18 protein-coding genes are annotated in these 23,238 nt (G+C 68.2%); 7 read left to right on the forward strand and 11 right to left on the reverse strand.

The window, feature by feature from the left end; genetic code table 11:
* Positions 1 to 77 precede the first annotated feature (77 nt).
* Positions 78 to 1,712 (reverse strand): amino acid ABC transporter ATP-binding/permease protein, encoded by a 1,635-nt coding sequence (locus NX02_RS11965; RefSeq protein ID WP_025292426.1) that lies wholly within the window; start codon positions 1,710 to 1,712, stop codon positions 78 to 80.
* A complete protein-coding gene (cydD, locus tag NX02_RS11970) occupies positions 1,709 to 3,367 on the reverse strand; it encodes a thiol reductant ABC exporter subunit CydD (RefSeq protein ID WP_025292427.1) in 1,659 nt (552 codons plus the stop codon). The genes NX02_RS11965 and cydD overlap by 4 nt, the downstream gene beginning before the upstream one ends.
* Before the next feature lie 126 nt (positions 3,368 to 3,493).
* On the opposite strand from cydD, the gene NX02_RS11975 reads away from it, so the two are divergent.
* The 5 genes from NX02_RS11975 (at position 3,494) to NX02_RS11995 (ending at position 8,572) form a co-directional block, all read left to right on the forward strand.
* On the forward strand, positions 3,494 to 5,068 hold the full coding sequence (locus NX02_RS11975) for a cytochrome ubiquinol oxidase subunit I (RefSeq protein ID WP_025292428.1): 1,575 nt from the start codon (positions 3,494 to 3,496) through the stop codon (positions 5,066 to 5,068).
* 16 nt (positions 5,069 to 5,084) lie between these two features.
* Complete coding sequence (cydB, locus tag NX02_RS11980; protein WP_025292429.1) at positions 5,085 to 6,224, forward strand: cytochrome d ubiquinol oxidase subunit II; 1,140 nt, start codon at positions 5,085 to 5,087, stop codon at positions 6,222 to 6,224.
* Between the two features lie 12 nt (positions 6,225 to 6,236).
* Complete coding sequence (gene cydX, locus NX02_RS31525; RefSeq protein ID WP_025292430.1) at positions 6,237 to 6,353, forward strand: cytochrome bd-I oxidase subunit CydX; 117 nt, start codon at positions 6,237 to 6,239, stop codon at positions 6,351 to 6,353.
* A 107-nt stretch (positions 6,354 to 6,460) separates the two neighbouring features.
* Positions 6,461 to 7,171 carry a Crp/Fnr family transcriptional regulator gene (locus NX02_RS11990; protein ID WP_039997448.1) on the forward strand — a complete coding sequence of 237 codons (711 nt, stop codon included), beginning with the start codon at positions 6,461 to 6,463 and terminating at the stop codon, positions 7,169 to 7,171.
* 132 nt (positions 7,172 to 7,303) lie between these two features.
* Positions 7,304 to 8,572, forward strand: a complete 1,269-nt coding sequence (locus NX02_RS11995; RefSeq protein WP_025292432.1) for a hypothetical protein — start codon at positions 7,304 to 7,306, stop codon at positions 8,570 to 8,572.
* A gap of 55 nt (positions 8,573 to 8,627) precedes the next feature.
* Here NX02_RS11995 and NX02_RS12000 read toward each other — a convergent pair whose 3' ends face one another.
* Genes NX02_RS12000 through cysD form a run of 3 tightly spaced genes read right to left on the reverse strand, consistent with a single transcriptional unit; the run spans position 8,628 to position 12,201 of the window.
* Entirely contained in the window at positions 8,628 to 9,377 is a 750-nt protein-coding gene (locus NX02_RS12000; RefSeq protein ID WP_025292433.1) for a 3'(2'),5'-bisphosphate nucleotidase CysQ, read from the reverse strand.
* On the reverse strand, positions 9,374 to 11,290 hold the full coding sequence (gene cysN, locus NX02_RS12005) for a sulfate adenylyltransferase subunit CysN (protein ID WP_025292434.1): 1,917 nt from the start codon (positions 11,288 to 11,290) through the stop codon (positions 9,374 to 9,376). Before cysN ends, NX02_RS12000 begins: the two co-directional genes overlap by 4 nt.
* Complete coding sequence (gene cysD / locus NX02_RS12010; RefSeq protein WP_025292435.1) at positions 11,290 to 12,201, reverse strand: sulfate adenylyltransferase subunit CysD; 912 nt, start codon at positions 12,199 to 12,201, stop codon at positions 11,290 to 11,292. The genes cysN and cysD overlap by 1 nt, the downstream gene beginning before the upstream one ends.
* Before the next feature lie 80 nt (positions 12,202 to 12,281).
* Here cysD and NX02_RS12015 point away from each other — a divergent pair, with 80 nt between their 5' ends.
* A complete protein-coding gene (locus tag NX02_RS12015; protein ID WP_025292436.1) occupies positions 12,282 to 13,349 on the forward strand; it encodes a helix-turn-helix transcriptional regulator in 1,068 nt (355 codons plus the stop codon).
* 1 nt (position 13,350) lies between these two features.
* Here the strand turns inward: NX02_RS12015 and NX02_RS32975 are convergent, their stop codons facing one another.
* Positions 13,351 to 13,902 carry a hypothetical protein gene (locus NX02_RS32975; protein ID WP_025292437.1) on the reverse strand — a complete coding sequence of 184 codons (552 nt, stop codon included), beginning with the start codon at positions 13,900 to 13,902 and terminating at the stop codon, positions 13,351 to 13,353.
* A gap of 463 nt (positions 13,903 to 14,365) precedes the next feature.
* Complete coding sequence (locus tag NX02_RS12025; RefSeq protein ID WP_025292438.1) at positions 14,366 to 15,085, reverse strand: hypothetical protein; 720 nt, start codon at positions 15,083 to 15,085, stop codon at positions 14,366 to 14,368.
* Positions 15,086 to 15,507: 422 nt separating this feature from the next.
* Between NX02_RS12025 and NX02_RS12030 the strand changes: the two genes are divergently transcribed.
* Positions 15,508 to 17,919, forward strand: coding sequence for a TonB-dependent receptor (locus tag NX02_RS12030; protein WP_025292439.1), 2,412 nt, complete (start codon positions 15,508 to 15,510; stop codon positions 17,917 to 17,919).
* Positions 17,920 to 18,069: 150 nt separating this feature from the next.
* On the opposite strand, the gene NX02_RS12035 is transcribed toward NX02_RS12030, so the two are convergent.
* From NX02_RS12035 to araD1, 4 genes are all read right to left on the reverse strand, one after another.
* Positions 18,070 to 19,476 carry a glycoside hydrolase family 43 protein gene (locus tag NX02_RS12035; RefSeq protein ID WP_025292440.1) on the reverse strand — a complete coding sequence of 469 codons (1,407 nt, stop codon included), beginning with the start codon at positions 19,474 to 19,476 and terminating at the stop codon, positions 18,070 to 18,072.
* A 129-nt stretch (positions 19,477 to 19,605) separates the two neighbouring features.
* Positions 19,606 to 21,171: an alpha-N-arabinofuranosidase gene (locus NX02_RS12040; RefSeq protein WP_025292441.1), complete on the reverse strand. Its 1,566-nt coding sequence runs from the start codon at positions 21,169 to 21,171 to the stop codon at positions 19,606 to 19,608.
* A gap of 19 nt (positions 21,172 to 21,190) precedes the next feature.
* A complete protein-coding gene (locus NX02_RS12045) occupies positions 21,191 to 22,117 on the reverse strand; it encodes a Gfo/Idh/MocA family protein (protein ID WP_025292442.1) in 927 nt (308 codons plus the stop codon).
* A 3-nt stretch (positions 22,118 to 22,120) separates the two neighbouring features.
* A complete protein-coding gene (araD1, locus tag NX02_RS12050) occupies positions 22,121 to 23,119 on the reverse strand; it encodes an AraD1 family protein (RefSeq protein ID WP_025292443.1) in 999 nt (332 codons plus the stop codon).
* Positions 23,120 to 23,238: the final 119 nt, after the last annotated feature.

Raw genomic sequence — 23,238 nt, forward strand, 5'->3', positions numbered from 1 at the left:
ACAGTTCGCCCGTGCTTTACCTATTCGTCAAGCGCGCGTGCTGCGACCCGGCAGCGGGCAGTGGCTGGACCTGCCGATCAGGCCACCAGCGAAAGGCATGCCGGCAACGCATCGCCGTTCAGCACCAGCCGCCGTCCGCACAGCGCCACCATGCCGGGCCGGTGGCTGACCAGCAGCAGCCCCTGCCCCGTCCGCCGCAGCCTCGTGTCGAGCCGGGCCGCGAGCAGGGCCTCGGTCCCGGCATCGACGCCCTCGCTCGGTTCATCGAGCAGCAGCCAGGGCGCATCGGCGCAATAGGCGCGCGCGAGCGCCAGCCGACGCCGTTCGCCGCCCGACAGCCGCTCGCCATTCTCGCCGACCCATGCGTCGAGCCCGCCCGGCAGCGCCCGGATTCGCGTGTCGAGCGCGGCGTCGTGGAGCGCGGCCCACAGGGTGGTATCGTCGGCGTCGGGCGCGGCGAGCGTCAGATTGTCGCGCACCGTGCCCGAGATCAGCATCGCATCCTGCGGCGCCCAGGCGAAGTGTCGCCGCTGTGCCGCACCCCCCATCGCCGCGACATCGATCCCGCCGATCTTGGCCGCGCCGGGCGCGGCGTCGCGCAGGCCGAGCAAGGTCTCGACCAACGTCGTCTTGCCGACCCCGGAAGGCCCGACCAACGCGAGCCGCTCGCCCGGTTCCAGCCGGCAACCGATCGGCGCGCCGATGGTGATGCCGGCCGGTGCCGTCGGTGCCATCGGTGCCATGGTCTCGATCGCTTCCGTCCCGGCAGCATCGAACAGCGCCCTGAGCCGCTCCTCGGCCTCGCGCAGCCGGCCGCGCTCGATCATCGCCCGCATCACCGGGGCGGCGCCATCCACCGTCATCGCCGCGGCGAGCGCGGCCAGCGCCGCGATCGGTGCGCCAGCGCCGATCGACAGCAGCAGCGCCAGGCTGGCGGCGACACCGATCGCGCTGGCGTGGAGCAGTTCGAACTGCGCGGAGAGGCGCGCCTGCGCGCGCTGCGCGGCGGCCAGCACATCGCCGGCCGTCGCGATCCGTTCCGCGGCCCAATCCTCGAGGCCGTAGCAGCGCAGTTCGGGGGCGGCGTCGCTCAAGGTCGTGAAGGTCTCGCGCAGCGCACCCTGCGCCTGCTGCACCGCCCGGCCCCGTTCCTCCTGCCTGCGCCACAGCCGGTCGGCGACGACCAGCAGCAGCGCGACGCACGCCGCCGTCGCTGCGGCCGCAGCGACGCCGCCGAGCCAGGTCAGCGCCACCCCCGAGGCGAGCGCTGCGGCAGCGCCCCATGGCCCGGATCGGCGGACGAAGCGCAGTTCGATCGCATCGACGTCGCCGATCAGCCGCGCGGTGGCATCGCCGCGGCCCAGCGCCAGCGCGCCCGCGACCGGAGACGCCGCGATCGCGCGGAACAGCGCCGGGCGCAGCCGCGCCAGCGCGCCGAGTGCGGCATCGTGGCTCGCCAGCCGCTCGCCATAGCGCGCGCCGGTGCGGACGATCGCGAGCAGCCGGATACCGGCCGAGGGCAGCATATAGTTGAACGTCTGCGCGACCGCCTGGCCGGCAGCCCCCGCAACCGCCGCCGCGGTGATGAACCATCCGGAAAGCCCGAGCAGCACCACGGAAGCCGCCGCGACCAATGCCGCGCACAGCGCCGCCTGCGCGAGCCGCCGCGCCTCGCGCCGCCGCTCGGCCGCGAGCAGAGCCTCGAGCTTCACCGATCCTCTCCCAGCCGCACGACCCGATCGGCGATGGCGGCCAGCCGCTCGCTGTGGGTCGCCATCACGGTGGTGCGGGTGCGGCAACTGCGCGCGATCGTCGCGATCATCGCCGCCTCCGCCTCGGCATCGAGATGCGCGGTGGGTTCGTCGAGCAGCAGCAGCGGCGCCGGCTTGAGCAAGGCCCGCGCCAGCGCGATCCGCCGCCGCTCTCCGCCCGAAAGCCCGCCGCCGCGCGCGTCGAGCAGGCTCGCCAGACCATAGGCGCGGCGCGCGAGCATCGGCTCCAGTCCGGCGGCGGTCACCGCCTGCCACAGCGCATCCTGCGAGGCATCGCGATGACCGAGCAGCAGATTGTCGCGGATCGTGCCCGGAATGATCAGCGGATGCTGCCCCGCCCAGCCGGCAAGCGGCGCCACCGAGCCAACCGCGGCGAGCGGCACGCCGCCGACCTCGACCTCGCCCTCGCTCAGCGGTGCGAGCCCCAGCAGCAGATGGAGCAGGCTGGTCTTGCCCGAACCCGATGGGCCGAGCAGCGCGATCGTCTCCCCCTCCGCAAACGAGCAGGACAGGTTGTCGACCGCTGCAGAGTCGCTGTCCGGATAGCGGATCGTGACGTTGCGGAAGACCAGGTCATGCGCGGCGGGCAGCGTGGTTGCGGCCGGCGCAGCGGGTGCCGGCAATGCCATCAACCGGTCCGCCGCCGTCTCCGCCGCCTGCCGGTCATGATAGGCGGCGGCAAGGCGGCGCATCGGCGCATAGAATTCGGGCGCGAGCGCCAGCACGAAGAAGGCTTCGGCCAGGCTCAGCGTCTCGGGCGCCGGAAAAGGCAGCAGGCCGAGCAGGGTGAAGCCGCAATAGACCGCGACCAGCGCGACCGAGAGCGCTGCGAAGAATTCGAGCGCGCCGGAGGAGAGGAAGGCGACCCGCAGCACCCGCATCGTCCGCTGCGCGAGGTCGTCCGCCGCCTGCCCCATCCCTTCGGCCTCGCGCGCCTCGGCGCGGAACGCCAGCACGACCGGCAGCGCGCGGATGCGATCGGCAAAGCGGCTCGAAAGCCGCGCGAGCGCCACGAACTGGCGGCGCGACTCGTCGGCTGCGGCACCGCCGGCCAGCGCCAGCGCGACGATGAAGGGCAACAAGGTCGCAGCGAGGATCAGCGCCGCGAACCAGCTCGCACAGGCCATCGCGGCGAGCACGATCAGCGGCGCCAGCGCCGCCGCCGTCCGCGCCGGCACGAAGCGCGCGACATAGCCGTCCAGCGCATCGACCTCATCGACCACCGCGCTTGCCAGCATCCCCGTGGTCAGCGCCGATCCCGGCGCGCGGCGGATGGCGCCGTCGATCACCGTTGCCCGCACGACCTGCTTGGCGCGTTCGCCGCCGCGCGCACCGATGCGCACCGCCGCCATCGCGAACAGGCCGCGCAACAGCGCGGACACCGCAATGAGCAGCAGCCAGGGCAGCACCGCCACGAGCCCGCGATCGATCGACGCGACCGCGCCGGCGATGCCGCCGGCGAAACCGATCGCCGCCACCGTATCGAGCAGCAGCGCCGCCACCGGCTGCACGCTGCCCTGCCGGCTCGCGCCGCGCAGCCAGGCCGCGCGCTGCAGTCGGATTGCCCGCGCATCCGCGCCGGCCTGTGCCTTCATCTCCATGCGCCATCGCTCGCCCGAACCGAAGGCCGGCGCTTTGACCGCGATCAATGTCGCGCGGTTGGCGTGCTCCTAGGCGGAAGGCCTTCAGGGCCGATTTCAAGCCCCTCGGGGAGTATAACCATGGACGAGATGGTCACAGACCTGTCGCGCCTGCAATTTGCGCTGACAGCGCTTTATCATTTTCTCTTCGTACCGCTCACGCTCGGGCTGTCGTTCCTGCTCGTCATCATGGAGTCGGTCTATGTGATGACGAACCGGCCGATCTGGCGGACGGTCACCCGCTTCTGGGGCAAGATCTTCGGCATCAACTTCGTGCTGGGCGTCGCCACCGGCCTCACCATGGAGTTCCAGTTCGGTACCAACTGGTCCTATTTCTCGCATTATGTCGGTGACATCTTCGGCGCGCCGCTCGCGATCGAGGGGCTCATGGCCTTCTTCCTCGAGGCGACGATGGTCGGCATCATGTTCTTCGGCTGGGATCGGCTGTCCAAGCTGGGCCATCTGATCGTGACCTTCCTCGTCGCGCTCGGCACCAATCTCAGCGCGCTGTGGATCCTGATCGCCAACGGCTGGATGCAGAACCCGGTCGGCGCGGCGTTCAATCCCGAGACGATGCGCATGGAAGTGACCGATTTCGGCGCAGTGCTGTTCAACCCGATCGCCCAGGCCAAGTTCGTCCACACCGTCAGCGCGGGCTATGTCATCGCCTCGGTGCTGGTGCTCGGCGTCTCCGCCTTCTGGCTGCTCAAGGGCCGGTTCGTGCCCGTCGCACGGCGCTCCTTCACCGTCGCCGCCGCCTTCGGCCTCGCCGCCTCGCTGTCGGTCGTCGTGCTGGGGGACGAGAGCGGCTATGCGCTCACCGACAACCAGAAGATGAAGCTCGCTGCGATCGAGGCCGCCTGGCACACCGAGGAAGCGCCCTCGGGCCTGACGATCGTCGGCATTCCGGACCTCGCCAGCCAGACGACGCGCTACGAGGTCAAGATCCCTTGGGTGCTTGGGCTGATCGCCACGCGCAGCCTCGACGGTACCGTATCCGGCATGTCCGAACTGGTGCTGAAGGCCGAGGATCGCATTGCGTCCGGCATCGTCGCCTACGACGCGGTCGAGACGCTCAAGGTCAACCCGACCGACCTGGCGGCGCGCGCGCAGTTCGAGGCGCACCGGAGCGATCTGGGCTATGCGCTGCTGCTCAAGCGCCACATGGCCGATCCGCGCAACGCCACCCCCGCGCAGATCAAGACGGCCGCTTGGGATACGGTGCCCGACGTGCCGGTGATGTTCTGGGCATTCCGCATCATGGCCGGGATCGGGCTGTTGATGATCGCGATGTTCGCAACCGCCTTCGTGCTCTGCTCGCTGCGCAAGCATATGGAGGCCCGCTGGTTCCTCAAACTCGCGGTGGCGGCGATCCCGCTGCCCTGGATCGCGACGGAACTGGGATGGGTGGTCGCCGAACTGGGCCGCCAGCCCTGGGCGATCGAGGGCGTACTGCCCACCTTCCTCGCCAACAGCTCGCTCAGCCGCGCCGCGTTGTGGACGACGATCATCGGCTTCACCGCGCTCTACGGTGCGCTCGCCGTCATCGAGATCCGGCTGATCCTCGCCACCATCCGGCATGGGCCGGACGATGGCGAGCCGCAGCACGAGCCGGCGCCCGCGCCGCTTGCCCACCCCCTCCCCGCCGCTGCCTGACAGAAGGAACGGGACCATGTTCGACTATGAAACCTTGCGCGTGATCTGGTGGGTGCTGCTGGGCGTGCTGCTCATCGGCTTCGCGCTCACCGACGGGTTCGACCTTGGCGTCGGTGCCCTGCTCCCTTTCGTCGCAAAGGGCGATGAGGAGCGTCGCATGACGATCAACGCGATCGCCCCCACCTGGGAAGGCAACCAGGTGTGGTTCATCCTCGGTGGCGGCGCGATCTTCGCCGCCTGGCCCTTCGTCTATGCGATCAGCTTCTCCGGCTTCTATCTCGCCATGTTCGTCGTGCTGGCCGCGCTGATCTTGCGGCCGGTGGCGTTCAAATATCGCGCCAAGCATCCCGACGCCGCGTGGCGCAGCCGGTGGGACTGGGCGCTGTTCATCGGCGGTTTCGTCCCGGCGCTGGTGTTCGGCGTCGCGGTCGGCAACGTGCTGCTGGGTGCGCCCTTCCGCATCGACAGCGATCTGCGCGCCTTTTACGAGGGCAGCTTCCTTGGCCTGTTCAGCCCGTTCGCCCTGTTGTGCGGCCTGCTGTCCGTCGCGATGCTGGTGCTCCACGGCGCGGCCTGGCTGTCGATCAAGGTGGAGCATGGCCCGGTGCATGACCGCGCCCGCGCCTTCGGCAGCATCGCCGCCATCGCTTCCATCCTGCTGTTCGCCGGCGGCTTCCTGTTCGTCGCCTATGGCGACATCGGCTACCGGCTGGTCGGGCCGGTCGACCCGTTCGGTCCCTCCAATCCGCTGCGCTCCACCACCGAGGCGACCGCCGGCGGCTGGCTCGCCAATTACGGGCTCTATCCGTGGATGGCGATCGCGCCCGCGCTCGGCTTCCTGGGCGCCATCGCCGCCCTCATCGGCATCCGTCGCGGGTCCGAGCCGCTCGCTTTCGCGGGGTCTTCCGCGTCGGCGCTCGGCATCATCGCCACGGTCGGCTGCTCGATGTTCCCCTATATCCTGCCGTCCAGCATCGATCCGCATTCCAGCCTGACGGTGTGGAACGCCTCCTCGACGGAAAAGACGCTCGGGATCATGCTGTTCGTCACCGCCGTCCTGCTGCCGATCGTGCTCGTCTACACCGCCTGGGCGTTCAAGGTGATGTTCGGCCGCGTGACCATGCAGGATGTCCGCACCAACCCCGACTTCTACTGAGGAGCACGAGCCATGTGGTATTTCACCTGGGTACTTGGCCTCGGCCTTGCCGTTGGCTTCGGGATCCTGAACGGGATCTGGCACGAATTCCATCTGCCGGTGGAGGATGACGCCCCGGCAGGCCGATAATCCGCTCATTCACGATGCAGACCTCTATCGGGGCCGGGTGCGATTTGCAGCCGGCCCTCAACCATAGGATAGGCGACAAATCGCTGCGCCGCGGCTATGCAGATGCCATGGCCCTGAGCGACATCTGTGCCGACTGCGCGGTTCGCGACCACGCCCTGTGCGGCAGCCTGGACGATCGGGAGCTCGACGCGCTCAACAGCCTCGGGCAGAAGCGGCGGATCGCCCGCGGCGAAACCCTGATCTGGGCGGGCGACGACAATCTCATCTGCGCCAACCTGTTGAGCGGCGTCATGAAAATGGTGGCTTCCACCAGCGATGGCCGCGAACAGATCGTCGGCCTGCTCTATCCCGCGGACTTCGTCGGCCAGCCCTATCGCGAAGAAGCCGACTTCTCGATCACCGCGCTGACCGACGCGGAGCTGTGCGTGTTCCCGCGCCTGCCCTTCCAGCGCGTGCTGGAAGATCATGTCCGCATGGAACGCTTGTTGCTGCAACGCACCCTCCAGACCCTCAACGAAGCACGCAACCGCATGCTGACGCTTGCGCGCAAATCCGCCTCCGAACGCGTCGCCGGCTTCCTGCTCGACATGGAGGTGCGCGCGGCGAGCGCCGGCTGCCGCGCCACGCCCACCGGCCCCGCCACCTTCGATCTTTCGCTGACCCGCGGCCAGATCGCCGACGTGCTCGGCCTCACCATCGAAACCGTCAGCCGCCAGTTGACCAAGCTGAAGGAAGCCGGGCTGATTCGCCTGCCCGGCGGCCGCGCGATCACGATCAGCAATCGCGATGCGCTGGAGCGGCGGGCCGAGGCGGCCTGAACCTTCCCGCCGGCCCCGGGGCCGGCTCTCGAATTACGCCACTTCCGGTCCCCCCGCATTCAAGCTATGTGCCCGCGCACAGAGCTCAACAGGCCAATTCCGGGTCGCGACACTCATTCCGCAGGAGTCGCGATGCGCAACCCAATCACTTTCGTTCTGCTCGGCGGCGTAGCCGGGGCAGCCTCGATCACCGTTTCCGCATTCGGCCAGCAGGGCCAGACCGTCACCCCGCCCAAGGCGCGCTATGCGATGGACGTGGGGACCAGTTCGGGCTTCGGCGCCGGCGGCCGCGCACCTTCGCTCGGCTCGATCCTGGGCGGCGGTGGTGGCGGCGGATCCGTCGTCCATGAACTTCGCCTTCGCCTCGGTTCAACGCTCCCGCCGGCGGGCGGCGCGGCAAAGGCCGATCATTTCTTCCAGCCCGCCGCCGGCCTCGGCCCCAGCGTGCCGTTGCACTGGGAACGGCAGGGAACGGCGCCCGGCGAGGCCGAATATCAGCGCCCCAAGGGCAAGCTGCTGATCTATTGGGGCTGCGGTGAGCGCGCCGGCCCCGGCCAGCCGGTGGTGATCGATTTCGCCAGGATCGCAGCCGGCCAGGTCCCGCCCGGCCTGTTCAGCACCAATGTGCCCGTCGACCGCGGCCCGATGCCGACCAATTCGAAGACCTATGGTGAATGGCCCAACGTCACGTCGAGCAAGCAGGTCACCGCGCAGTCGAGCCTGATCGGCGAGCATCGCATCGCCGGCACCTACAGCCCGGAGATCAAGTTCGCGCTGACGCAGGATTATATGCCCGGGCTGTCCGCACGATCGGTGATCGCGCCGAGCGGTGCGGTCAACCTGTCGTGGAACGGCATCGCCAACGCCACCGGCTATTATGCGTGGGCGTTCGGCGCGAAGGGCATGGGTGAGCGCGCGCCCGAGGAAATGGTATGGTGGACGTCGTCCGCCGCCAAGGAGTTCGGCGGCGGGCTGTGGGATTGGCTGCCGCCCGAAACGGTTCGCCGGCTGATCGTCAGCAAGGTGGTGATGCCGCCTTCGCAGACGAGCTGCATTGTGCCCGCCGAGGTGCGGCAGGCGGCGCCCGAATTCATGATGGGCAATTTGTTCGCCTATGGGCCGGAGGCGAATTTCGTCTATCCGCCGCGCCCGGCCAATCCGCGCACGCCGTGGAACCAGGAATGGACGGCGCGCGTGCGCTATCGGTCCAACACCAGCTTCCTGGTCGGCGGCCCCGATCTTTCGGGCCTGGGTGGCGACGAAGCGGCGAGCGCCGACAGCGGCAGCAGCGCGGAACCGCCGAAGAAGAAGTGCAAGAAGCGCGGACTCGGCGGACTGGGGGGCCTCGGCGGGCTCGGCGGCGCGATCGGTGGCGCGCTGGGCGGCAATAAATGCGAGTGAGGTGGTGAGCCACGCGGCCGGACCCGATCAACGGGCCCGGCCGCGCCTCATCCGATCAGTCGGCCAGCACCCCGCGATAGGCCGCCAGCACCGGCTCCGCATATTCCGGCCGGCAGATCAGCAGGTCGGGCAGATAGGTGTTCTCGCGATTGTAGACGAGCGGGCTGCCGTCCGCGCGGCTGACGTGCAGGCCATAGGCCGCGGCAACCGCGGCCGGCGCGCAATTGTCCCACTCATATTGCCCGCCGGTGTGGAGGTAGATGTCCGCCTCGCCGCGGACCACCGCCATCGCCTTGGCGCCCGCCGATCCCATCGCCAGCAATTCGGCGCCGATCTGCTCGGCCACCGCCACCGCCTCGCGCGCCGGCCGCGTGCGGCTGACCAGCATGCGCGGCGGCCGGTTGCCGGGGGGCAGCGGCTGCGGCCGGTCGGATCGCAGCACGAGATCGAGCCCCGGCAGCGCCACCGCCCCCAGGGCTGCGACGCCGTCGATCGCGAGGCCGACATGGACCGCCCAATCCGCCCGCTCCTCGCCATATTCGCGGGTGCCGTCGACCGGGTCGACGATCCACACGCGCGACCTGGCGAGTCGGTCTTCATTGTCCTTCTCTTCCTCGGAGAGCAGGCCATCCTCGGGGCGCTGCGCACGCAGCGCGTGGCAGAGGAACTGGTTGGCGGTCTGGTCCCCCGCCACGCCCAGCGCCTTGCCCGGAAACAGCCCGCTGTCGCGCACCGCGAGCAGGATACGCCCCGCCGTCTCGGCGAGGTGCGCCGCGAGTTCGCCGTCGGTCAACGCACCGCTCATGGGATCAGCCTCGCGATGATCAGGTCGGCCGCCTGCTCGGGCGTCATGTTGGTCGTGTCGATGCGGATCTCGGGATCCTCGGGCGGCTCATAGGGGCTGTCGATGCCGGTGAAGTTCTTGAGATCGCCGCGCCGCGCCTTGGCATAGAGCCCCTTCACGTCACGCGCCTCGGCATCCGCCAGCGACGTATCGATGTGGATCTCGACGAACTCGCCCGGCGCCATCATCTTGCGGACCATGTCGCGCTCGGCCCGGAAGGGCGAGATGAACGCAGTGATCACGATCAGCCCGGCATCGGTCATCAGCTTGGCGACCTCGCCGACGCGGCGGATATTCTCCACGCGGTCGGCATCGGTGAAGCCGAGATCCTTGTTGAGGCCGTGGCGGACATTGTCGCCATCGAGCAGGAAGGTATGGCGGTTCATCCGCGCCAGCTTCTTCTCGACGATGTTGGCGATCGTCGACTTGCCCGCGCCCGACAGGCCCGTGAACCACAGCACCGCCGGCTTCTGGTTCTTGATCGCGGCATGATGCTCGCGGCTCATGTCGGTCGGCTGCCAATGCACGTTCTGCGCACGCCGCAGCGAGAAGTGGAGCATGCCGGCGGCGACGGTGGCATTGGTGATCTTGTCGATCAGGATGAAGCCGCCGAGGCCGCGATTGTCGGCATAGGGCTCGAACACGAGGTTGCGGTCGGTCGAGAGGTTGGCGACGCCGATCGCGTTGAGTTCCAGCGTCTTCGCCGCCAGATGCTCCATCGTGTTGACGTTGACCTGATATTTGGGCGCCTGGATGTTGGCGGTCACCGTCTGCGTGCCCAGCTTCAGCCAATAGGGCCGGCCCGGCAGCATCTCCTCATCCGCCATCCAAACGATCGTCGCCTCGAACTGGTCGGCGGCCTGCGGCGGCGCATCGGCGGCGGCGATCACGTCGCCGCGGCTGCAGTCGATCTCGTCGGCGAAGGTCAGGGTCACCGACTGGCCGGCGACGCCCTGCTCCAGATCCCCGTCGAACGCGACGACGCGGGTGACCGTGCTGGTCTTGCCCGACGGCAGAACGCGCACCGCGTCGCCCGGCTTGACCGTGCCCGAACCGATCAACCCGGAAAAGCCGCGGAAGTCGAGATTGGGGCGGTTGACCCACTGCACCGGCATGCGGAACGGCCGCGCCTGATCGGAAACCTGGTCGAGTTCCACCGTCTCCAGATGCTCCATCAGCGCCGGGCCGCTGTACCACGGCGTGTTGGGCGAGAGGGTGGTGATGTTGTCGCCCTTGAAGCCCGAGATCGGCATCGGCACGAAACGCTCGATGCCGATCGAGTCCGCGAAGGCGCGATAATCGGCGACGATCGTGTCGAACACCGCCTGATCGTATCCGACCAGGTCCATCTTGTTCACCGCGAGCACGATGTTGCGGATGCCGATGAGGTGGGCAAGGTAGGAATGGCGCCGCGTCTGCGTCAGCACCCCCTTGCGCGCATCGATCAGGATCACCGCGAGGTCGGCGGTCGAGGCGCCGGTCACCATGTTGCGGGTGTACTGCTCATGCCCCGGCGTGTCGGCGACGATGAACTTGCGCTTCTCCGTCGAGAAGAAGCGATAGGCGACGTCGATGGTGATGCCCTGCTCGCGCTCGGCGGCGAGACCGTCCACGAGCAGCGCGAAGTCGATCTCCTGCCCCTGCGTGCCGACGCGCTTCGAATCCGCTTCCAGCGCCGCAAGCTGATCCTCGAAGATCATCTTGCTGTCGTAGAGCAGCCGGCCGATCAGCGTCGATTTTCCGTCATCCACCGAACCGCAGGTGATGAAGCGCAACAGCGTCTTGTGCTGGTGCAGTTCCAGATAGGCGTCGATGTCTTCGGCGATCAGGGCATCGACCTGGTAGGCGCTTTCCTGTTCCAAGGTATCGCTCATCAGAAATACCCCTCCTGCTTCTTCTTCTCCATGCCGGCACCGCCGGCATCCTTGTCGATCGCGCGGCCCTGCCGTTCGGATGTGGTGGTCAGCAGCATTTCCTGGATCACTTCGGACAGGTTCGCCGCCTCGCTCTCCACCGCGCCGGTCAGCGGGTAGCAGCCCAGCGTGCGGAAGCGGATCGAGCGCTCGACGGGCACCTCGCCCGGTTTCAGCGGGAAGCGATCGTCATCGACCATCAGCAGCATGCCGTCGCGCTCCACGGTCGGGCGCTTCGCCGCGAAATAGAGCGGCACGATCGGCACGTCGTTGAGCTGGATATATTGCCAGATGTCGAGCTCGGTCCAGTTCGAGATCGGGAAGACGCGGATCGATTCGCCCTTCGCCTTCCTGGCGTTGTAGAGATTCCACAGCTCCGGCCGCTGGTTCTTGGGATCCCAGCGATGATTGGCCGAGCGGAAGCTGAACACGCGCTCCTTGGCGCGGCTCTTCTCCTCGTCGCGCCGCGCGCCGCCGAACGCCGCGTCGAAGCCATAAAGGTCGAGCGCCTGCTTCAGCCCCTCGGTCTTCCACATGTCGGTATGGAGCGCGCCATGATCGAACGGATTGATCCCGCGCGCCTGCGCCTCGGGGTTCTGGTAGACGAGCAGTTCCATGCCGCTTTCTCGCGCCATCCGGTCGCGCAGTTCGTACATCGCCTGGAACTTCCACGTCGTATCGACGTGCAGCAGCGGAAATGGCGGCGGCGACGGATAGAAGGCCTTGCGGGCCAGGTGAAGCATCACGGCGGAATCCTTGCCCACCGAATAGAGCATCACCGGCTTTTCGCATTCGGCGACCACTTCCCTCAGGATGTCGATGGATTCCGCCTCCAGCCGTTCGAGGTGGGTCAATGTCTTGGTAGCCAGCATCAGCCATGTCCGTTGTTCTTGGCGCTCGCTGCTCCTCCTAGCGCCGTGACAATTCAACGAACCTCCCATATGGGAGGTAGATGGCGCTCTCCCGCACCGACGAGAACGAACTGCTCACGGCGCTGCACGAGGGTATGCACGATCAGCCGCTCTGGCAGACCTTCCTCCTGCGCCTGCGCGCGCGCACGCGGGCCGACTATGCGTCGTTGATCTTCCGTCAGGGCGACGCGCCGATGCACCGCGCGACCCAGCTGTTCGCCGGCCGCGACGTCCGCGCCGAGGCCGAGCGGCTGGCCGAGCTCGCGACGCTCGACCCGATCCGCTACGATCGGCTTCGCCCGGGCCGGGTCTATTCGCCCGAGGAAATGATCGACCCCGCCGACATGCGGCACGATCGCTTCCGCCGCGAGTATATGGAGCGGATCGGTGTGCGTTACGGCCGCTTCATGCGCGTAACCGAGCCCGGCGGTTCGAGCCTGTGGGTGGTGATTTCCCGCCAGAAGGAGGATTTCGGCGCGGCGGACGCGGCGCTGGTCGGGTCGCTCGCGCCGCATCTCGGCATCGCACTGCGCAACTTCCTCGCGCTCGAACAGGCGCGTTTCCGTATCAACGTGGCCGAGGATGCGCTGCGCCGCGCCGGCATCGGCTGGCGCGCGCTCGATGGCGACGGCCGTGTGCTTGCGGGCTCGGGCGCCGAAGGCGTGGGCCGGCGCCTGCACGTCGGTTCGGTCGAGGCGGACCGTGCCGTCACCCGCGCCGCGCACGCCTTCGCCGCGCATGCCGATCATCCGCCCGAAGCGATCGACCTCGACACCGACGACGGCGCGCGGATCATCGCGGTACCCGTCCCCGAACAGCCGCTCGCGGCACTGGCCCTCCCCGCGCTCGTCGCGCTGTCGCGCAGCCAGCCGCCGATCGGGCCGCATCACGTCCCGCTGCTGGCCAAGCTGCACGGGCTGGCGATCGGCGAGGCACGGCTCGCGCTGCTGCTGGCGGATGGGCACAGCCTGGCCGAGGCGGCGCCGATGCTCGGCCTGACCATCGAGACCGCGCGCAACTATTCCAAACGGCTCTACGCCAAGACCGCCACACGCGGTCAGGCGGATCTGGTGCGGCTGGTGCTGACGAGCGTCGCGGTGCTCGGCTAGCTCACAGATCGCGGACGGTCGCCATCGGGCCGCCCGCGCGGGTCAGCGCGTCGGCCAAAGCGACGAGCGCCGGCCGCGCCAGATGCAATCCGTCGATCAGCACCGACGACGGCACCATCCCGCGCGCCACGTCTGCCCTGTCCTGTTCCGATCCGTCCGCGAGCCCTTGCAGGATCGGCAGCGCATCGAACATGTGCACGTCGCCATAGCGTGCGACGAGTTCGCGCCGCAGCGCGGCCATATCGTCCCTCACGCGCTCGGCGGATGCCTGACCGGGCGTGACGACCGAAGGAATGATCAGCCAGTTGCGCCGCGGCGCCTTGAGCCGGACGATCGCATCGACAACGCCCAGTTCCATGCCGATCGAGCCGAGCGTGCGGCCGACGGCGGCGCCATCCCAGATCAGCAGCGGATTGTCGCGCAGCCCCGCGGCATCGATCCGCGCGCCGATCTGGCTGAAACTCGAGCCGCTGACGGCGGTGTTGTAGACGGCTTCCCTGAGGTTGCTCTCAACGAACCGGCCCAGATAGAGACCGTTGCCGCGGTACGCCATGTAGCTGTCGCCCTCCAGGTGCCATTTGATCAGCGTCGGCCCGGGCGTTGGCGTTGGTGTCGGCGTGGGTGCCGGCGTTGGCGTGGGGGTCGGAGCAGGTGTCGGCGTTGGCGTGGGGGTCGGTAAGGGCGTTGGCGTTGGGGTGGGTGTCGGTGCCGGCACGGGCGTCGGCGTCGGCGTTGGTATGGGCGTCGGTGTCGGGGTGGGCGCCGGCGTTGGGGTCGGCGTGGGAGTGGGCACCGGAACGGGTGCCGGCGTCGGCGTGGATCCCGGCGTGGGCGTGGGCGTCGGGGCGGATCCCCCTGAACCTCCCCCGCCACAGCCCGGTACCGCCAGCGCCGCAGTCGACAGCAGGCCGTTTCGTAACAGCGTACGACGTGTGATCATCGATGTCCCCCGCACCTATGCGGCAGCGGGTGTCCAACAGATCGGGAAATCCCGCAAGCGGGTCGGCGCGATTCGATTAGAGGTCGCGCACCGCGACCATCGGGCCGCCCGCGCGGGTCAGCGCGTTGACCACCGCCGCCAGCCCGGCGTCGCCGAGGTGACGGCCGTCGATCAGCACCGACCCGGGCACGAGGCCGGCGCTGACGTCGGCACGGTCGCTTTCCGTGCCGTTTGCCAACCCCTGCAGGACCGGCAGCGCGTCGAAGACATGGATCGGACCATAGTCGGAGGCGAGCGCATCGCGCAGCGCTGCCATATCCTTGCAGACCTGAGCGGCGTTGGGCTGCTCGCGGGTCACCACCGACGGGATCAGCAGCCAATTCCTGTGGGGCGCCTTGAAGCGGACGATCTCGTCGACGACGCCCAGTTCCATGTCGATCGAGCCGAGCGTGCGGCCGACCGCGGCGCCATCCCAGATCAGCAGCGGATTGGCCCGCAGGTCGGTCGCCGCGAGGATGCGATCGCCGATCTGGCGGAAGCTGGCGCCGCTGACCGCGCTGTTCTCCACCGTTTCACCAAGCACCTGCTCGATGAAGTGGCCCAGGAAATGCGTCTTGCCGCGAGGGGCGACATAGCTGTCGCCTTCCAGATGCCATGCCGGCCTCGGTGCGGCCTGCGGCGTCGCCGTCTCACGCCGATCCGGCGCCGTACCCGGATCGCCACCGCCGCACGCAGGCAGGGCCAGCGCCGCCTGCAGCAACAGCCCGGTTCCCAACAGCGTGCGACGGGTCAGCATGGCATCCTCCCGGAAGCGTCGTCGCACACAGGTTCATGCAAAAGATCGCCGGAGACAAGAGCGGCGGCCGGCACCAGCGCCCGCGCGCATTCTTGTCGCCAGCCCCCTCGCGACTTTGACGCAGGCGCACGGAACCCGTTCTCCTGCGCGCCGGCGGCAATGCGCTCACCCGCCGTCCGCCCCGCACGATCGAAAGCGCCGGTCCCGGGGCGCCGCCAGCGGCCCGCGCAACAGAATCGTGCCACCTAGCAGCGGTTCATGACGGTTCCTTGGCACCGACCGATCGCACCGCGGTCAATTTCTTATTCGCCGGGGCTCAAGACCCCTTACCCCTTCGCGGAACAGATTTGATGCAAGCGGTGACCAGAAAAATCAGACCGCAGCCGGAGAGGGCAAAGCAACAAATTTCCGGGGGGTCTTCCATGGCAAGACAGATTCATAAGAGCTGGTGCGTACTCGCTGCGGGCGTGTCGCTGCTCGCGTTCACCGCGGGAGCCGCCCGGGCAGAGGAGGCTGCACCGGCACCCGAGCCCGCCGCGGCCGCCGCCGAGCCGGGCGAACTGGCGGAGATCGTCGTCACCGCAGAGCGCCGCGACGTCAACCTGCAGCAGGCGCCGCTCTCGGTCACCGCGATCACGGCGGATACGCTGAAGGCCGCCAACATCACCGACATCACCGGCCTCAACGGCACGGTGCCGGGCCTCGTCGTCGCGCGCAGCGGCGGCGGCGAGCGGATCATCTCGATCCGCGGCATCGGCTCGGAAACGCCGGAGAACACCAACACCCAGCCGGGCGTCTCCTACCATGTCGACGGCGCCTATATCTTCAACTCGATCGCGGCGAGCGCGGCGTTCATCGACGTCGCCCAGGTCGAGGTGCTTCGCGGGCCGCAGGGCACCTTGTTCGGCCAGGGCTCGACCGGCGGCACGATCAACGTCGTCTCGGTCGCACCCTCGCCCGACGAACTGACCGGGAAGGCCAATATTGGTGCCGGCAATCATGGCTGGTTCGAGGGCGATGCGGCGGTCAACGTGCCAATCGGCGAGACCTTCGCGGTGCGCGGCGCGATCCAGTATATGAAGCATGACGGCTATGCCTATGCGACCGGCGTGCCCGGCTTCGACAAATATGAGCTGGACGATGCGGACGAGCTCGGCTGGCGCGTGGGTGCGATCTGGCAGCCGACCAGCGATTTCTCGATCACGCTCAACACCATCCAGTATGACAGCGACACGAACGGGCCGGCGCAGAAGAACATCCTCGATCCGGAGCCCGATCCGCGCATCCTGACGCAGGACTATACCGGCCGCTCGGAGGTGAAGACCGAACTCTACACCGCCACGCTCAAATGGAACCTGCCCTTCGCGGTGTTCAAGGCGATCACCAGCTACCAGAAGCTGCACAGCGAGCAGGCCTGGGACGGCGACGGCCTGACCGCCGACCTGTTCTACGACCTGACCTACAGCCCGATCAGCTTCACCGGCAACCGCTACGACCATGTCGCGCTGTGGCAGACCGACACCGAAAGCTGGACGCAGGAGGTCAACTTCTCCTCATCGGGCAACGGCCCGTTCCAGTGGGTCGCCGGCGCCGTCTATCTGCAGTCGACCAACGACCAGTACATCGTCGAGTATCGCGCCAACGACAGCAACATCCTGCGGCCGCCGCTGCCGATCGACACGCCCTTCGACAGCCCCGAAGTCTCGACGCTGACCTTCGCCGAGCTCTCGCAGATCAAGCGCGAGCAGTGGGCGGCGTTCGGCCAGGCGACCTATGATTTCACCGACCAGCTCAAGCTGACCGCGGGCATCCGCTACAACCATGACCATGCCAAGGGGCTCTATTCGAGCGCCTCCGGCGGCAGCAGCAGCGCAACCTCGGGCAACTATCTGCAGCCCGCGCCGACCAGCCCGCGCTCCGCGGACGAATGGACCGGCAAGCTGGCGCTCGACTATCAGTTCACCCCGCAGAACATGGTCTATGCAAGCTACACGCGCGGCTTCAAGCCCGGCGGCATCAACAGTTCCGCCTCGGCGGGCGACAGCGCCTATTACATCTTCGGCTGGACCGACGCGATCCAGCCGACCTACGAGGCGGAAACGGTCGACTCGTTCGAAATCGGCACGAAGAACCGCTTTTTCGGCAACAGCGTCCAGCTCAACGCCTCGGCCTTCCTCTACAATTACAAGAATATGCAGTTCCTCGAAGAGGATCCGGTGCTGTTCGGCGAAGGCATTTCCAATGCGCCGAAGGCCCGCGTCTATGGCGTCGAGATGGAAGGCTCATGGCTCGCGACGGAGAACCTGCGCTTCGACGGCTCGGTGTCCTGGCTGGAGGGCGAGTTCACCTCCGACTATGACGCGCTCGATCCCGGCGCGGCGAACGCGGCGCAGATCGCCGCAGGCTATCCGGACTATCTGTTCTGGACCAACTTCTACGCCGCCTCGGTCGCCCGCGACGCCGCGCGCCGCAACATCAACGGCAACCGCGTGCCCAAGCTGCCGCGCTGGCAGGGCAGCCTTGCCGCCACCTACACGGCGGAAGTCGGCCCCGGCCTGGCCACCGCCCGCGCGCAATACATCTATCGCGGCAAATATCAGTACCGTCTGTTCAACGACTCCGGCATCGACATCACGCCCTCCTACAGCCAGGTCAACGTGATGCTCCGCTATGAGCTTGAAGAGCCCGGCGTGAACTTCACCTTCCGCGCCACCAACCTGTTCAACAAGGATGGCGTGAACTCGCGCTTCTCAGATCCGTATGGCAGCGCGCAGGTGATGGAGACCTTCATTCCGCCCCGCCAGCTGATCTTTTCGGTGGGTTACAAGTTCTAAGGAGGCGGTGGGCCCGCGAGACCGGCCCCGGCGCATCGCCGGGGCCGGTCTTTTTTCCGCTGCCTCAGCCGCAACTGCCGCGCACGCCGCCGCGACGGCGCGAGCAGGATGGTCGCAAGATATGCGCCGGACGTGCAACACGGGCGAGGTTCAGTCGGCGCGCCAGCGTGCCGTGGCGTCGTTCCGCACCGTGACACCAAGCCCGTCCGCCGTGGGCGCCAGCGCACCGCCGCCGGCCCGCGACAGCCAGCGGACACTGCCATCGGGCGCGTTCTCCCTGATCAGCGCGGCGCGGCGGAGCACATCGGCGCTGCCGTCGTTGCGCACCAGCCCCACCTTGCGGTCGGCGCCGACTGCGACGACATGGTGCGGCTGCTCGATCGGCGAGAGCATCAGCGCGTCGCCCGCCTTCAGCGAGCGGAACTGCGTAGCGGGCAGCGCCGCCGCGCCGACGCTCAGCATGCCACCGACCTGAGCGAGGAACCGGCCGGGAGCGGCTGCCGGCGAAAAGCGTTCGGGCAGCGCGCCGTTGCCGACCGGAATCCCGAAATCCGGCGTGCCGTCCGCGCGATAATAGAGCCGCTGGACGCGGGTATGGCGGTTGGGATCGAACAGCGGATCGCCCTTGATCGCTTCATAGTCGCGACCGTGATAGACGAGCACGTCCCTGCCCTGCTCGTCGACCGTGAAGCTGTTGTGGCCGGGGCCGTAGACGCTGGTCTCGCGCGAGGTGACGAAGACGGGGTCCGGAGACTTGGTCCACGCGCGCGGATCCATCAAATCGGCATCGTCCGGTGCGGTCAGCATGCCCAGGCAATAGCGCGCGTCGGTGGCGCTTGCCGAATAGGTCAGGAACAGCCGGCCGTTGCGGATCAGGGGGGCTGCACCTTCCGCAACCTTGAAGCCGCGGATCTCCCACGGCAGCGTCGGCACGGTCAGTCGCGTCGGCGCGCGTTTCAGCGTCGTCGGCGTCGCCAGCGGCGCCAGATAGAGGTTCGAGTTCGTCTCGACCCCCGGCTCCTTCTGCGCCCAGCAGATATAGCGGGTGCCGCGGTGGAGGAAGACGGTGGAATCGAGCGTGAACGTGTCCCACGGCGTCTCGAGCTGCCCCATCACCTCCCACGTGCCGGTGATGGCGTCGGCGCCCAGGCAGCGCAGCACATAGGTGCGGATGCGGAACGGCGCGCCGCCATCGCCGGCGGCGAAATACATATACCACCGCCCGTCGATGAAATGGAGTTCGGGCGCCCAGATATAGCCTGCCAGCCTGCCGCTCGCCGGGCGGCGCCACAGCACGGCTTCCTCCGCCGTCGACAGCCCGGCGATCGTCCTGGACCGGCGCAGGATCAGCCGGTCATATTCGGGCACCGACGCGGTCATGTAGTAAAGACCGTCCGCGTGGCGGAAGATCTGCGCATCGGCGCGCTGGCGCACCAGCGGGTTTTCAGGCAGCGCGCCACGCTTCGCCGCCGGCTTCGCGGCCAGCACCCCGGCGGGGGTTGCGGTCACGGCAGCCGCGGCGCCCAGAAACAGCCGGCGGGAAAGATCGAACGTCATGGCTGCGCTCCTTCGTGCGACCGGCGCGATCCGCCATGATCGATCGCTTCATCGCCGATCGGCCTTGGCACTTTATGTCTATCGGGTCGAGGGACGGGCGCGCGGCAGCGAACCGCACGCCCGTTATCGTCACTGCAGGTCGAGCATCACCACCGACTTCGCCGGCAAGGTCACGCTGAGCGTGCCGCCGTCGATCCGCGCACCGTTGAACGGCACCGGCTTCACCGTGTCCGGCGCGTCGAAGCTGTTGAGCGCGTTCATCGCGTTCGCGGTCAGCACCCGGCCGGTCACGCCCGTCGCGGAGAGGCCTTGCAGCTTCACCGTGATCGTATGCGGCTTGTTGGGGTCCAAGTTGGAGAGGCCGACATGGACCTTGCCATCCTTCGCGCGCACCGCCGATCCGCTGACCGCCGGCATGTTCCACGCATCCTTGGCATACCAGGGCGAGTCGATCTCGATCGGCAGCACCGTCGCGTCCTGATAGGGCTTGTACATCTCGAAGACATGATAGGTGGGCGTCAGCACCATCTTCCGGCCGTCGGTCAGGATCATCGCCTGCAGCACGTTCACCATCTGCGCGATCGCCGTCATCTTCACGCGATCGGCATGGCGCGCGAAGATGTCGAGGTTGATCGAGGTGACCAGCGCGTCGCGCAGCGTGTTCTGCTGGCGCAGGAAGCCGGGGTTGGTGCCGGGATCACCGGCGTACCAGGTGCCCCATTCGTCCACCGCGAGCCAGACGCGCTTCTGCGGATCATATTTGTCCATGACCGCGCTATGCCTGGAGATCAGTTCCTCCATCTTGCGCGTGCCGGCGAGCGTCTCGGCCCAGCCGGCCTCGTCGAAGTCGACCGCGGAATGGCGCGGCGGCCAGCCGCCGGGGACGGTGTAATAGTGCAGCGACAAGGCATCGACCTTGTCGGCCGCCATCTTCATCATCGTCTCGGTCCAGGACACGTCGTCGCCGTTCGCGCCCGATGCGATCTTGAGGATCTTGGTGCCGGCCGGCGCCTTGATGAAGGTCGCATAGCGGCGGGTGACGTCCGCCGCATATTCGGCGCGCATATTGCCGCCGCAGCCCCACAATTCGTTGCCGATGCCGAAATAGGGCAGCGCCCAGGGCTCCTTGTGGCCGTTGCGCGCGCGCTCATCGGCCAGGCTGCCGGCGGGCGAGGTGATATATTCCACCCACTCCGCCATTTCCTGCGGGGTCCCGTTGCCGACATTGCCCGAGATATAGGCCTCCGAGCCCATCTGGCGGACCAGTTCCATGAACTCGTGCGTGCCGACGGTGTTGGGTTCGGTCACGCCGCCCCAATGGGTGTTGATCTTCACCGGGCGCTTGGCGCGCGCGCCGACACCCTCCCGCCAATGATATTCGTCCGCGAAGCAACCGCCCGGCCAGCGCACCACCGGCACGGAGAGCTGCCTGAGCGCCGCGATCACGTCGTTGCGGAAACCGTTGGTGTTGGGGATCGCGCGGTCGTTGCCCACCCACAGCCCCTCATAGATGCCGTGCCCCAGATGCTCGGCGAACTGGGTGAAGATGCGGCGGTCATAGACCGGACCCGGCTTGTCCGCGCTGATCGTGGCGGTGGCGGCGTCCTCGGTGGCGGTCTGCGCCGTTGCCGGCGCCGCAAGTGCGGCGGTCGACAGCAGCAGCGCGGCGGTGGCGCGGCGCAAGGTGGCAATCATTGTGTCCCTCTCCCTTGGTTCAGTCGTGAAAGGCTTGCGTCGTCAGGCGGCGGCCGCACAGGAAGGCGTCGGCCACGATGCGCAGCGGGTCGGTATCGACATCGCTGCATCCGCCCCGGATCAGATTGGCGAAACGGCTGTAGAGCCCGGCATATTCGACGTCCTCGCCATGCTCGGTGCCGCTCGGCAGCGCGAGCACCGCGCCGCCCTGCGACAGCCGCAAGGTCCCGGCATCGGTCTCGACGATGATGTCCCAGAGCTGCGGCCCGGTCTGGCGCCAGTCGAAATCGACCGTGATCGGCGCGTCCGCGGTGTCGAGCAGGTGCAGTTCGGCGGCGATCGGCGCGGCGCGGTTTTCCGGCAGGGTCAGCGTCGCCGCCTTGAGGAAGATCGGCCGCGGCAGGATATGGGTGACGATCGAGAGCGCATTGATCCCCGGATCGAACACGCCGAGCCCGCCCGGCTCCCAGATCCAGGCCTGCCCGGGGTGCCAGACGCGGACATCCTCGCGCCACGTGACCTGCACGCGATCGATGCGCCGCTCCGCCAGCCAGGCCCGCGCCGGCGCGACGCCGGCCGCAAAGCGCGCGTGCCAGGCGGCGAACAGCGATGCGCCCACCCTGTCGGCGCGCACCTGCAGCGCCGCGACCTCGCTCAAGGTCGCGCCCGGCGGCTTTTCCAGGAACACATGCACGCCGCGCTTCAGGGCCGCGACCGCCAGGTCATGGCGGACCTGCGGCGGCGTGCACAGCGCGACGGCATCCACCGCCGGTCCTTCGGCAAGCAAGGCGTCGAGGCTGGCGAGATGCGGCACCCCCTCGATCGCATGATCGTGCGGGCTGACCGTCGCTGCGAGGCTGAACGTGCCGTTGCCCGCGATCGCCGGCAGATGCTGGTCCCGCGCGATCTTGCCGAGCCCGACCACCGCGATCCGGATCGGATCCATCGCTCAGAGCGCCTTGACGGCGACCGGAACGGCTTCCCCAGCGCTGCGGGCCAGCGGGTTGGCCAGCGGCAATGTGAAGGGCGCCGCCGCGATCTCGAACACGTCCCCCGGCTGCGTCTGGATGCCGTCGCTGAACGACAGGGTCGCCGTGCCGAAGAAATGGACGTGGACGTCGCCCGGCTTGCGGAACAACGCATATTTGAAGTGATGCGCCTCCAGATTGGCGAGCGTGTGCGACATGTTGGCCTCGCCCGAAAGGAAGGGCTTTTCCCACAGGATCTCGCCATCGCGCAGGATGCGGCTGGTGCCCTCGACACCCGCCGGCGGCGCACCGACCAGCAGCTCGGCGCCGATCGCCGCCTGGCGCAGCTTGGAATGGGCGAGCCACAGATAGTTGTGGCGCTCGGTGACATGGTCGCTGAACTCGTTGGCAAGGCACAGGCCAAGCCGGAACGGCGTGCCGTCAGGACCGATCACATAGATGCCGGCCAGTTCCGGCTCCTCGCCGCCATCCTTGGCGAAGGGCGGCATCGTCAGCGGCGCGCCGGGGCCGACGAGTTGCGAACCATCGCCCTTGTAGAACCATTCGGGCTGCTGGCCGAAGCTGCCGGCCGCGGGCTTGCCGCCCTCCAGCCCTTCCAGAAACATCCGCATCGAGTCGGTCTTGGTGGCGGCGGCCGCCGCCTCGCGGTGCATCTTGTCGCGCCCCTCGGCGGAACCGAGATGGGTGAGGCCCGTGCCGGTCATCCACAGATGGGCGGGATCCTCATGGTCGATCGGGGCGAGCAGCCGGCCGGCCCGGGCCTCGGCGGCGATGTCGACGGCGGCGCCCTTGCCGCGCGCCGCGACCGCATCGGCCAGCCCCTGCCCCGCCGCGATCGCCTCCAGCGCGAGCGCGCGGACGTTCTCGACGCCGAGCACGATCCAGGCGGCATCGCCCTCGGCGGCGATCACCGCGCGCGCACCGTCGGCACCGCGCTGCTGCAGCAAACGGAAAGCCATCAACATTCTCCCCTTCAGGCGTCGGCCAAACGCGCGGTCCGCATGCCACGGCCACCGGCCTCCATCGCGCGTCGGCTTATTTACTCCGACATATTAGAGCAAGCGCGCATTGGCAATGT

The organism is Sphingomonas sanxanigenens DSM 19645 = NX02, from assembly GCF_000512205.2.
GTDB lineage: Bacteria > Pseudomonadota > Alphaproteobacteria > Sphingomonadales > Sphingomonadaceae > Sphingomonas_D > Sphingomonas_D sanxanigenens.